The organism is Allobosea sp. BE125 (genome assembly GCF_031456075.1).
Lineage (GTDB): Bacteria > Pseudomonadota > Alphaproteobacteria > Rhizobiales > Beijerinckiaceae > Allobosea.
Window position 1 is genome coordinate 354,207 of the sequence record NZ_JAVDTY010000005.1, and the last position, 12,291, is coordinate 366,497.

Consider the following 12,291-nt stretch of genomic DNA (forward strand, 5'->3'; position numbering starts at 1 on the left):
GTTCAGCCCTTCTGGCCGATCTTGCCTTCGCGGCCGCCGAGCAGCCGCGCGATGTTCTCCCGGTGCATGTACCAGAGCAGCACGGTGAGCAGCGCCATCCCCACCGCCATCTGGTATTCGCGCGCCCAGAACCAGAGCAGGAGCGGCGCCAGCACGCTTGCCAGCAGCGCCGAGACCGAGGAATACCGGCTGAGATAGGCGACGCTGAGCCAGATCGCGGCAAAAGTGACAGCAATCGGCCATTTCAGCCCGATCAGGATACCGAGATAGGTGGCGACGCCCTTGCCGCCGCGAAAGCGCAGCCAGACCGGGAAGAGATGGCCGAGAAAGGCTCCGAACCCTGCCAGCAGGGCGGCGCTCTTGCCGCCGACGAGATAGGCGCCGAGCAGCACCGCCGCCGTGCCCTTGAGCATGTCGCCGGCCAGCGTCAGGGCCGCGAGCTTCTTGTTGCCGGTGCGCAGCACATTGGTCGCACCGATATTGCCCGAGCCGATGCTTCGCAGGTCCGGCCCGCCCGACAGGCGCGTCAGGATGATCCCGAAGGGAATCGAGCCGAGCAGATAGCCGATGGCGAGGGCCGCACAGAGAGAGGGCCATGACAGGCCCAAATTCATCCAGTCCGGCATGCCGCCCCTCTCGTCTCAGCCTGTACGCGGGAGCTTAGACCGCGTCGTCGTGATAGACCACCCTGCCCGCGACCAGCGTCGTGCGCACCAGCCCTTCGAGCTTGGCCTCGTCGAAAGGCGAGTTCTTGGCGCGCGATTTGAGCTTGCGCTTATCGACGACATGCGGGGCGTCGGGATCGAACAAAGCGAGGTCTGCGGGCGCGCCGACCGCAAGCCGGCCGCTGGCTAAGCCCAGCAAGCCTGCCGGCCGCGCAGAGAGCGAAGCCAGCAGCGTGGCAAGACCGATCTGCCCGGCATGGACCATGCGCAGGGCTGCCGGCAGCAAGGTCTCGATGCCGAGCGCGCCGTCGGCGGCTTCCGCAAAGGGCTGGCGCTTGGTCTCGACATCCTGGGGATCATGATCGGACACTACGACGTCGATGACACCCTCGGCCAGCGCCGCGACCATGGCGAGGCGTTCCTGCTCATGGCGCAGCGGCGGGGAGACCTTGCAGAAGGTGCGATAGTCCCCGACATCGTTCTCGTTCAGCGTCAGGTTGTTGATCGAGACGCCGCAGGTGACGCGCAGTCCCGACGCCTTGGCCCGGCGCACCAGCTCGACCGATTCCGCGCAGGAAATCATCGCCGCGTGGTAGCGCGAGCCGGTCGCCCGGGCGAGTCGGATGTCGCGCTCCAGCATCACGGTCTCGGCCTCGTGGGGAATGCCCGGCAGCCCCTTGCGGCTGGCGAATTCGCCCTCGTTCATGACGCCCGAACCGCGCAGATCGGGATCCTCGACATGGTTCATCAACAGCGCGTCGAAATCGCGGGCGTAAATCATCGCCCGGCGCAGCAATTGCGGATTGCGGACCGCCTTGGCGCCATCGCCGAAGGCCACGGCGCCGGCTTCCAGCAACAGGCCGAACTCGGTGATCTCCTTGCCCAGCATACCCTTGGTCAGGGCGGCCGACGGCAGGACATTGACGATCGCCTTGTCGCGGGCACGGCGCTTGATGAAGTCGATGATCGCGGGATCGTCGATCGGCGGATCGGTATCGGGCCGGCAGACGACCGTGGTGACGCCGCCCGCGGCGGCGGCTTGCGAGCCGGTGCCGAGCGTCTCGCGGAATTCGGCCCCTGGCTCGCCGAGAAAGGCGCGCAGATCGATCAGCCCCGGCGCCAGAACCAGGCCGCCCGCATCGATCAGCTGCGTGCCTTCCGCGACGGTCGGGGGCGCACCGCCCCAGACGACACCCGCGATCAGGCCCGACCGGATGAGGAGCGAACCGCGCTCGTCGCGCCCCGTCGCCGGATCGACGAGCCGGGCATTGACGATCGCGATGTCCTGAAGTTCAGCCATGGTCGGTTCCATTCCTGCCGTCACGGCTCTGCCTGCGCGCGAAGGCATAACTCCAGAAGCCCACCAGACCCCAGAACGCCAGACATAAAACGGCGCCCGCGACGACGATGAACCAGGTCCAGCCCGAGCGCGGCTCGGCATAGAGGAACCCGGCCGAGACGACGAGATAGAGCGCCACGAAGACGTATCGGACCCGGTGCATCAGCTTCAGCAGCAGGGCAAGGGCGAGGTCCACTGCGCTCAGCCATTCGGCAGGTGCTGGGCGAGCGCATCGAGTACGGCCATGCGGACGGCGACGCCCATCTCGACCTGTTCACGGATCAAGGACTGTGCGCCGTCGGCAACCTCGGAGGAGATCTCGACACCGCGATTCATCGGGCCTGGATGCATCACGAGCGCATTCGGCTGAGCCGCGTCGAGTTTGTCGCGATCGAGGCCGTAATAGCGGAAATACTCCTTCGGGGACGGCACGAACGCGCCATGCATACGTTCGAGCTGCAGGCGCAGCATCATCACGATGTCCGCGCCTTCCAGCCCCTTCTTCATGTCGGTGAAGACAGTAACGCCCATGCGCTCGATGCCGGCCGGCAGCAGGGTCGAGGGTGCGATCAGGCGGACTTTCGCGCCGAGCGCGTTCAACAGGATGATGTTGGAGCGGGCGACGCGCGAATGCAGGATGTCGCCGCAGATCGCCACCGTCAGCCCGGCGATGCGGCCCTTGTTGCGGCGGATGGTGAGCGCGTCGAGAAGCGCCTGCGTCGGGTGCTCATGCGCGCCATCGCCGGCATTGACCACGGAGCAATCGACCTTGCGGGCCAGGAGATTGACCGCACCGGCCGCATGATGGCGCACCACCAGGATATCGGGCCGCATCGCGTTCAGCGTCGCGGCAGTGTCGATCAGCGTCTCGCCCTTCTTCACCGAGGAGGAGGCGACCGACATGTTCATGACGTCGGCGCCGAGCCGCTTGCCGGCGAGCTCGAAAGAGGCCTGCGTCCGGGTCGAGGGCTCGAAGAACAGGTTGATCTGGGTACGGCCGCGCAGGGTCGCCGTCTTCTTTTCGACCTGCCGGGAGAGCGCGACATAGGTGTCGGCCCTGTCCAACAGCGCCTCGATGTCCAGATGGGACAACCCCTCGATGCCGAGGAGGTGGCGATGCGGGTAGAGCGGTGCTGGCGATGTCATTTGAAGCAGGGTGTTTAGGCGCGAGTCGTGACCTGCGCAAGGCACGGTTACGGCCGCGCCCGCCTTTTTCCCACGCTGCGTCTCACTCGGCCTTCAGCGCATAGACATGCTCCTGTCCCGGGAACCGGCGCGCCTTGACCTCCGCGGCATAGGTCGAGACTGCCTGCCTCACCTCGGCGGCGAGATTGCCATAGGCTTTCACGAATTTCGGCACGCGCCCGGTCAGGCCGAGCATGTCGTCGAGGACGAGGATCTGGCCGTCGCAAGCCGCGGACGCGCCGATGCCGATGGTGGGGATGGCGACCCGCTCGGTGATCTGCACGGCCAGCGGTTCGGCGACAGCCTCGACCACCAGCGCAAAGGCGCCCGCCTGCGCGACCGCCTCGGCATCGGCGAGAATGGCCGGCCACTCGGCTTTGTTGCGGCCCTGCGCCTTGAAGCCGCCCAGCGTGTTGACCGCCTGCGGCGTGAGGCCCACATGGCCCATCACCGGCACGCCGCGCTCGACCAGGAAGCGGATGGTCTGCGCCATGCGCGCGCCGCCTTCGAGCTTGACCGCGCCGCAGCCGGTCTCCTTGAGGATGCGGGCGGCGTTGCGCAGGGCCTGCTCGCGGCTTTCCTCATAGCTGCCGAAGGGCATGTCGACCACGATGAGGGCCTGACGCGTCGCGCGCATCACGGCCTGGCCATGCAGGATCATCATTTCCAGCGTCACGGGAACGGTGCTGTCGAGCCCATAGACCGCCATGCCGAGCGAATCGCCGACCAGGATGAAATCGGCGACCTCGTCGACGATGCCCGCCATCGCAGCGGTATAGGCCGTCAGAGAGACGATCGGCTCGCCGGATTTGCGCGTCTGGATGTCCTGCGCGGTCCGGCGCTTGATCAAGCTGTGTACAGACACGATATCCTCCGCTCATCGTCGTCGAACGCCAGCGCTCCCGGTAAGGCCTCCACCCGTCCGGGCAAAGCGTAATCGGCGTTTGACAGAGATAACGGCGTGAACCACTTTCGCGCGCCATTCCGAACCGCTATCAACGCGCCCTGCGCCAAGCTTCGCCAGGCAGGCACATAACGTGCTTTCCCTGTGTTTTGCCCGGCCCCGTCCTTCGCCCATTGAGACTGAAACGCACCATGAAGCTCCTCGTCGTCGAGTCGCCGGCCAAGGCCAAGACGATCAACAAGTATCTCGGCTCGGATTACGAGGTCATCGCCTCGTTCGGGCATATCCGCGACCTGCCCGCCAAGGACGGCTCCGTCGAGCCCGAGCAGGACTTCGCGATGAAGTGGGAGATCGAGGGGCGCGGCGCCAAGCAGGTCGCCGAGATCGTCAAGGCGCTGAAAGGCGCCGATAAGCTGATCCTCGCGACCGACCCGGACCGCGAGGGCGAGGCCATCTCCTGGCACGTGCTGGAAGCGCTGAACGCCAAGCGGGCGCTCAAGGGCATTCCCGTCGAGCGCGTCACCTTCAACGCCGTGACCAAGGACGCCGTGGAGAAGGCGCTCGCCAATCCGCGCCAGGTCGACCAGGCGCTGGTCGACGCCTATCTGGCGCGCCGGGCGCTCGACTATCTCGTCGGCTTCACCCTCTCCCCCGTGCTCTGGCGCAAATTGCCCGGCGCGCGCTCGGCCGGCCGCGTCCAGTCGGTGGCGCTGCGCATCGTCTGCGACCGCGAGCGCGAGATCGAGGCCTTCCGGGCACGCGAATACTGGTCGCTGGTGGCGACGCTCGCCACCAGCGCAGGCGGCGTCTTCGACGCGCGGCTCGTCGGCGCCGACGGCAAGAAGATCACCCGGCTCGACATCGGCACGGGCGACGAGGCGCGCGCCTTCAAGGCAGCGCTGGAGACCGCCGCCTTCAGCGTGGCGAATGTCGAGGCCAAGCCCGTCAAGCGCCACCCCTATCCGCCCTTCCAGACCTCGACCTTGCAGCAGGAGGCCTCGCGCAAGCTGGGCCTCGCTCCGGCGCGGACGATGCAACTGGCGCAGCGGCTCTATGAGGGCGTCGACATCGGCGGCGAGACGGTTGGTCTCATCACCTATATGCGAACCGACGGCGTCGACATGGACGGCTCGGCCATCACCGCCGCCCGGCGCGTCATCGGCAAGGAGTTCGGCGACGCCTATGTTCCCGGCGTACCGCGCAAATACACGGTCAAGGCCAAGAACGCGCAGGAGGCCCATGAGGCGATCCGGCCGACCGATCTTGGCCGCCTGCCCGCAATGGTCGCGCGCCATCTCGAACCCGAGCAGGCCAAGCTCTACGAACTGATCTGGAAGCGCACCATCGCCAGCCAGATGGAATCGGCCTCGCTCGAACGCACCACGGTCGACATTGCCGCCAAGGTCGGCGCGCGCAATCTGGAACTGCGCGCCACCGGCCAGGTCGTGCTCTTCGACGGCTTCCTGACGCTCTATCAGGAGAGCCGCGACGACGAGGAGGACGAGGACTCAAAGAAGCTGCCGGCGATGAAGGATGGCGAGCCGCTCGAGAAGCGCGCCATCGCGGCCGACCAGCACTTCACCGAGCCGCCGCCGCGCTATTCGGAGGCCAGCCTCGTCAAGCGCATGGAAGAGCTCGGCATCGGCCGGCCCTCGACCTATGCCGCAACGCTGTCGACCCTGCGCGACCGCGAATATGTCCGCATCGAGAAGAAGCGCCTCGTCCCCGAGGACAAGGGCATGCTGGTGACGGCGTTCCTGGAGAGCTTCTTCAAGCGCTATGTCGAGTTCGACTTCACGGCCAATCTCGAGGAGCAGCTCGACCGGGTCTCCAATGCCGAGATCGACTGGAAGGTGCTGCTGCGCGAATTCTGGGAAGAGTTCACCAAATCGATCGGCGAGACCAAGGATCTGCGCGTCACCGAGGTGCTGGAGGCGCTGAACGGCGTGCTCGGCGCCCATGTCTTCCCGGCGCGCGAGGATGGCGGCGATCCGCGCTCCTGCCAGGTCTGCGGCACCGGTACGCTCTCGCTCAAGCTCGGCAAGTTCGGCGCCTTCGTCGGCTGCTCGAACTATCCGGAATGCCGCTACACCCGGCCGCTGACCGTCTCCGCGGCTGATGGCGAAGCCACCGCCGAAGGCGGCCAGGGCGCGCCGGGCGTGCGCATCCTCGGCAAGGACCCGGTCACCGAGGTCGACGTCACGCTGCGTGACGGCCGCTTCGGGCCCTATATCCAGCTTGGCGAGGGTGAGAAGCCGAAGCGCTCGAGCCTGCCCAAGGGCATGAGCGCGGCCAGCGTGACGCTGGAGAAGGCTCTGGCGCTGCTGGCGCTGCCAAGGGAGGTCGCGAAGCATCCCGAGAGCGGTGAGCCGATCCTCGTCGGCATCGGCCGCTACGGGCCTTACGTCCAGCACGGCAAGACCTACGCCAATATCGACAAGGATGACGATATCCTCGAACTCGGCGGCAACCGCGCCATCGACCTGATCGTCGCCAAGGAGAGCGGTGGTGGCGGCAGCCGTTTCGGGCGTGGCGCGGCTGTGCCGGGGCGCGATCTCGGCGAACATCCTGGTGGCGGCAAGCTCGTCGTCCGCGCCGGCAAATACGGCCCTTACGTCAATTGGGGCAAGGTCAATGCGACCCTGCCCAAGACGATGACGCAGGACGCAATCACGCTCGAACAGGCGGTCGAACTCGTCAACGCCAAGGCCGAGGCCAGCGGCGTCAAGGGTGGCGGGAAGCCAAAGGCTGCGACGAAGGCGAAGGCTCCGGCCAAAGCTGCCGCGAAATCCGCGGCCAAGCCCAAGGCGACCGCAAAGGCAAAGGCGCCAACCAAGGCAGCGGCTAAACCGAAGGCCGCCGCCAAGGCCTGATCATCCCAAAGGCGTGCCGTCAGCTGCGGCTCGCCACGACGACCAGGCGCTTCACTTCGCCGCGCAGATAGGCCTGCAGGAACTTGTCGTAGTCCTTGAACGACACGCAGCCATTCGAATCGCCGTTGGGGCCGAGCAGATAGGTGTGGGTCAGGAGGCCGGCGCGGCCATGGATCGCGCCGCTGCCGCCGACGGGGTTCAGGCGCAGCGCCCGTACGCCATGGAACAGCGCCTCGCGCTCGGTCAGATCATAGGTATGCGGCGGCGTGGCGCCATGCATGCGGACATGGACGAAACGGGGATCGTCCATCTTGTCGCCGAGACCTGAATGCGCCTCCAGACGGTCGCCATTGGGCATATAGACCGTGCGTGCGCTGATGTCGTAGATCGCCGTCGCCTGCGCCGAACCGAACGCCGGTGCCGTTCCGGGGCTGAGCCGGCGTCCGCGTGAACGGTCGACGACATCATCCTCGGGCGCCGCATAAGCGAGAGCGGGCCCTGCCGGCTGCGGCGGCACGCCGAAGAATTTTTCGAAGAACGAACGATTGTCCGGTGCCTGCGCAGGCGCGGCGGCGACCTTGGGCCGTCGCGCCGGCTGACGCAGCACGATGGCCGGCGGCTCGCGGGTCTCCGGGGGCTTGAGCTCCGAGGGCCGTGCGATCGGCAGCGGTGCGCCGGACACGAGCCTGGGCGCTGCAGGGGTCTTGAGAATGTCCGACACCGACCCGGTCGAAGGAAGGGCGCCAGGCGCGATGCTTCCGGTCGTGTCCACGTCACGCGGGACGATGGGCGCCGAGGTCGAAACAACTGGCTGCGACAGAGCTATCGGTGCGAGCGATGCCGTCTGCAGCGGCGTGTTGACGTGGAAACCAGCATCCAGCGGCGCGCTCCCACCGAGCGTGGTGGGCGCAGGGCCGAGCCTGAACTCGGAATTCAGGAGATTGCTGTAAACTCTTGCTGCCTCTGTCTTTTGCAGCGATACAGCAGCTGTCTGCGCAGGCGTCGCTTCATGGATCGCCGGCCTATCCTGCGATCCATCCATCACCAGGAACCCCAGTGCGGTCGTGGCCGCGACGAAGGCAAGCTGGAGTAACACCTTGCGGCGCAACCGGGCGCGAGAGCGCAACCTGACTGCACGCGGCCTGTAGCCTTGGTCCGACATCGGGGTGGCGCTCTCAACTCAACAACGCAACTCAACTGAGTTCAGTAAAATCCCGCGTGGTTAATTGCCGGTGAATCCAACGCGGCAATTTGCGACAAAAAAAGCGCGGCGGACCGATCCGGTCCGCCGCGCCACATAGATCGGCGCCTTGAAAGTCCCCGAGCCGCTCAGAGCGGCTTCAGCCCAGCCTCGATCTGCGCCCGCTTCGGCTCCAGGAAGGGCGGCAGAGCGAGCTTCTCGCCCATCGTCTCGGTCGGCTCGTCGGCGGAGAAGCCGGGCTCGTCGGTGGCGATCTCGATCAGGATGCCGTTCGGCTCGCGCAGATAGAGCGAGCGGAAGTAGAAGCGGTCGACCTTGCCGCTATTGGGATAGCCCGCTTCCTTGAGCCGCTCCGCCCAGGCGTCGTAGTCGGCAAAGGTTGGTGTGCGCAGCGCGAGGTGATGCACGCCGCCGGCCCCTTCGCGCGCCTGCGGCGCATCGGGCTCGACCGCGACATGCAGCTCGGCAGCCGGACCACCCTCCCCGATCTTGAAGACATGGATCTCGCCGCTGGCATGGGCCGCGTCGCGATAGGAGGCGATGCGCTCCAGTCCGAGAAGCTGGGTCAGCACGACCTCGGTGCGCTCGAGCTTCGGCACCGAGATAGTGACGGGCCCGAGCCCGCGAATCTGGTGCTCGGCGGGAACCGGGCTCTTCTCCCAGACAACGAAGGGGATTTCGCCGCCATCCGCGAGCAATGTCAGGCGCTGGCCTTCCGGATCCTCGAAATCGACGGCTGGGCGGCCATTGATCGCGCGGATGTTCGAGACCTTGACGCCGGCCTTGGTCAGACGCTCGCGCCACCATTCCAGCGACGCCTCATTGGCGACACGCAGGGAGGTGCGATTGATCGAATGCGTGCCACGCCTTGCCGGTGAGGCAGGCCAGTCGAAAAAGGTCAGATCCGACCCGGGCGAGCCGGCGCCATCGGCGTAGAACAGGTGATAGGCCGAAGTGTCGTCCTGGTTCACCGTCTTCTTGACAAGCCGCATGCCCAGCGTCTCGGCATAGAAGCGGCGGTTGCCCGGCGCATCGGCCGAGATGGCGGTGACGTGGTGAATGCCGGTGAGCTTCATCGGGAACCTCATGATTGGAGCGCAGGGCCGGATCGGCCCGCTGTCTGTGCTGGAGATAGCGCTCCCCGCCGCCAGCGGAAGCCCCCTTCGCCCAATCCTGACCTTGCACCCATGCAATCAAGCAGATGAAACGCTCACGCCGGAGAGCGCCTGCGCAAACTGACTCCGCTGCGCTACGGTGTCGTCGTAGCCGGTGGAGCGGAGATTTGCGGAGCCGTAGCCTTGTCGGCAGGCGTCGCGGGTGTCGTGCAATCCTGCGGCTTGGCCTTGCAATCATAGATCATGGTCGGCGCAGCTGACGGACCGGAACTCCCAGCCGACGGCAGGATCATGTTCTGGCCCTTGTCGACCTGCGAGGGATGCGTTGTCACCGGGCCGAGCCCGCCATTGGATTGCGGTGCGACGGCCGAGGGCGATGGCGGTGTGACCGTCCCCTGGGCGAGCGCGGCGAGAGGGCCCGTCGCGACGGCTAGCGCGGCGACGAGCGAACGGGTGATGGCGAGCATGTCGGTCCTTCTGGCTGGGACTGTGATGCTCAAGAAACAGGCGGGCGCACGGGATGTTCCTCCCGCACCTGGCTTCAAGCCGAGACTGCGTGGCGACTCGGCTCGCTTGACTAGACCGAGACCGCGTGGCGGCTCGGTTTGGCCTTGAGCTTGAGATCCTGCAGCTCCTCGCGCTCGCGCGGAGTGTTGCGCATAAGCTGGTCCTTGCCCGGCTGATACTGCACCGGCTGCGCGACATCGACGCCATACCAGGCAGCGGCGCGCAGCACGAAGGAGGGATCGGCCAGATGCGGCCGGCCGAGCGCGACGAGGTCGGCGCGGCCCGAGGCGATGATGGTGTTGACCTGGTCGGCCGTGGTGATGTTGCCGACGCACATGGTCGCGACCTGGGCCTCGTTGCGGATCTGGTCGGAGAACGGCGTCTGGAACATGCGGCCATAGATCGGGCGGCTGTCGTTGACGGTCTGCCCGGTCGAGACATCGACGAGGTCGCAGCCCTCCTCGGCGAAGGCCGTGGAGATCGCGATCATGTCCTGCGGGGTCACGCCGCCCGCCTTCCAGTCGGTCGCGGAGATGCGCACCGACATCGGCTTCTCCAGCGGCCAGGTCTCGCGCAGGGCGCGGAAGACTTCGAGCGGATAGCGCAGGCGGTTCTCGACCGAGCCGCCATACTCATCCGTTCGGTGATTGGTCAGCGGCGAGAGGAAGCTCGCCAGCAGATAGCCATGGGCGCAGTGCAGCTCCAGCATGTCGAAGCCGGCGCGCTCGCCACGCTGCGCTGCCGCAACGAACTCGGCCTTCACCCGGTCCATGTCGGAGCGGCTCATCTCGCCCGGGATCTGGCTCTCGGGGTAGTAGGGCAAGGGCGAGGCCGAGATGATCGGCCAGGCGCCCTCCTCCAGCGGCTTGTCCATGCCGTCCCACATCAATTTGGTCGCGCCCTTGCGCCCGGCATGGCCGAGCTGGAGGCAGATCTTCGCCACCGAATTGGCATGGACGAAGTCGACGATCCGAGCCCAAGCGGCTTCCTGTGCGTCGGTATAGAGCCCGGCGCAGCCCGGCGTGATGCGTGCGTCGGCCGCCACGCAGGTCATTTCGGTGAAGATCAATCCGGGGCCGCCGATTGCGCGCGAGCCGTAATGCATCAGGTGCCAGTCATTGGGCAGGCCATCCTGCGCCGAATACTGGCACATCGGCGAGAGCACCATGCGGTTCTCGACCTGCATCTCGCGCAGCTTGAGCGGCTGGAAGGCCGGCGGCACGGGCGCGCCGTCCTTGCGGGTGCGGGCGAGCGGACCGAGCTCCTGCGCGACCAGCCTGTCGATCGCCGCGACGAAGCCCGGCGCACGCAGGGCCAGATTGTCATAGGTGATCGCCTTGGAGCGCGTCATCAGGCCGAAGGCGAAACGCAACGGGTCGAAATCCCAGAAGCGGCGCAGCTGCTCGAACCAGACCAGCGAGACATCGGCGGCGTGCTGGGTCTTCTCGACCTCCTCGCGGCGCGTGCGCTCGAACAGGCTCAGCGCCTCGGCGACATTCAGATTCGCCTTGCCGAAGGCCTTGTGCAGGGCGATCGCGTCTTCCATCGCGAGCTTGGTGCCCGAGCCGATCGAGAAATGCGCCGTCGCCTTGGCATCGCCGATCAGGACGACGTTCTCCGAGACCCAGTTGCGGCAGCGGATCATCGGGAAATTCCGCCAGAGCGAGCGATTGGTGACCAGCTTGTGGCCCTGCAGCTCCTCGGCGAAGACGCCTTCGAGAAAGGCGGCCGATTCCGCTTCGCCCAGCTTGTCGAGCCCAGCCTTGGCGAAGGTCTCGGGGTCGGTCTCCAGCACCCAGGTCGAGCGGCCGACCTCATATTGGTAGCAATGGGCGATGAAGAGCCCGAACTCGGTTTCCTTGAAGAAGAAATTGAAGGCGTCGAAGGGGCGGGTCGACCCCATCCAGGTGAAGATGTTGGGCCGCAGGTCGGTCTCGGGCTGGAAGCGCTCGCGCCAGCCCTCGCGGATGCGGCTGTTGATGCCATCCGCAGCGACGACGAGATCATAGTCGCGCTTCAGCGCCTCGATATCGTTGGCCTCCTCGCCGAAACGAAGCTCGACGCCGAGCTCGCGGGCACGGGCCTGCACCAGCATGAGCAGGGAACGCCGCGAGCAGCCGCAGAAGCCGTTGCCGGAGACGCGGTGGACGCTGTCCTTGAAATGGATCTCGACATCGTCCCAGTATGCGAAATTGTCGCGGATCGCGGCATAGCTCGTCGCATCGGCCGCCTTGAAGGTGTCGAGCGTCTGGTCGGAGAAGACGACGCCAAAGCCGAAGGTGTCGTCGGGCTGGTTGCGCTCGAAGACCGTGACCTCGATCTGCGGCCAGTCACGCTTCATCAGGAGCGCGAAATAGAGCCCGGCGGGTCCGCCGCCAACGACCGCGATGCGCATCATGACCTCCGAAACATGGGCTGCAAAATTATTTTAGGTCTAAAATAATTTTATCTCAAGAGGCTCATTTCGTTCACCGAAAAATCGAACGACGGGCGTCATATCGG

General features: G+C 66.2%; 10 protein-coding genes. 1 reads left to right on the forward strand and 9 read right to left on the reverse strand.

The genetic code is table 11. The annotated features are described in order from the left end of the window. Nucleotides 1–2: 2 nt before the first annotated feature. The 5 genes from plsY to panB all read right to left on the reverse strand — a co-directional run bounded on the left by plsY (nt 3) and on the right by panB (nt 4,054). Nucleotides 3–626, reverse strand: a complete 624-nt coding sequence (gene plsY, locus J2Y55_RS14530; protein ID WP_310154236.1) for a glycerol-3-phosphate 1-O-acyltransferase PlsY — start codon at nt 624–626, stop codon at nt 3–5. A 34-nt stretch (nt 627–660) separates the two neighbouring features. Continuing rightward, complete coding sequence (pyrC, locus tag J2Y55_RS14535; protein ID WP_310154239.1) at nt 661–1,965, reverse strand: dihydroorotase; 1,305 nt, start codon at nt 1,963–1,965, stop codon at nt 661–663. Further along, nucleotides 1,958–2,200, reverse strand: coding sequence for a hypothetical protein (locus J2Y55_RS14540; RefSeq protein WP_310154242.1), 243 nt, complete (start codon nt 2,198–2,200; stop codon nt 1,958–1,960). Before J2Y55_RS14540 ends, pyrC begins: the two co-directional genes overlap by 8 nt. 5 nt (nt 2,201–2,205) lie before the next feature. After that, complete coding sequence (locus J2Y55_RS14545; RefSeq protein WP_310154245.1) at nt 2,206–3,150, reverse strand: aspartate carbamoyltransferase catalytic subunit; 945 nt, start codon at nt 3,148–3,150, stop codon at nt 2,206–2,208. An 82-nt stretch (nt 3,151–3,232) separates the two neighbouring features. Next, the gene (gene panB, locus J2Y55_RS14550; protein ID WP_310154248.1) at nt 3,233–4,054 is read right to left on the reverse strand and encodes a 3-methyl-2-oxobutanoate hydroxymethyltransferase; all 822 of its coding nucleotides are present in this window, start codon (nt 4,052–4,054) and stop codon (nt 3,233–3,235) included. A 230-nt stretch (nt 4,055–4,284) separates the two neighbouring features. Between panB and topA the strand changes: the two genes are divergently transcribed. Next, nucleotides 4,285–6,966: a type I DNA topoisomerase gene (gene topA, locus J2Y55_RS14555; protein ID WP_310154250.1), complete on the forward strand. Its 2,682-nt coding sequence runs from the start codon at nt 4,285–4,287 to the stop codon at nt 6,964–6,966. A gap of 19 nt (nt 6,967–6,985) precedes the next feature. Here the strand turns inward: topA and J2Y55_RS14560 are convergent, their stop codons facing one another. The 4 genes from J2Y55_RS14560 to J2Y55_RS14575 all read right to left on the reverse strand — a co-directional run bounded on the left by J2Y55_RS14560 (nt 6,986) and on the right by J2Y55_RS14575 (nt 12,184). Beyond that, nucleotides 6,986–7,687: a DUF2778 domain-containing protein gene (locus J2Y55_RS14560; RefSeq protein ID WP_404978920.1), complete on the reverse strand. Its 702-nt coding sequence runs from the start codon at nt 7,685–7,687 to the stop codon at nt 6,986–6,988. Nucleotides 7,688–8,295: 608 nt separating this feature from the next. After that, nucleotides 8,296–9,243 (reverse strand): ring-cleaving dioxygenase, encoded by a 948-nt coding sequence (locus J2Y55_RS14565; protein ID WP_310154252.1) that lies wholly within the window; start codon nt 9,241–9,243, stop codon nt 8,296–8,298. Between the two features lie 173 nt (nt 9,244–9,416). Next, nucleotides 9,417–9,749, reverse strand: coding sequence for a hypothetical protein (locus J2Y55_RS14570; RefSeq protein ID WP_310154255.1), 333 nt, complete (start codon nt 9,747–9,749; stop codon nt 9,417–9,419). A 110-nt stretch (nt 9,750–9,859) separates the two neighbouring features. Beyond that, nucleotides 9,860–12,184: a bifunctional salicylyl-CoA 5-hydroxylase/oxidoreductase gene (locus tag J2Y55_RS14575; protein WP_310154258.1), complete on the reverse strand. Its 2,325-nt coding sequence runs from the start codon at nt 12,182–12,184 to the stop codon at nt 9,860–9,862. Between the last annotated feature and the right edge of the window lie 107 nt (nt 12,185–12,291).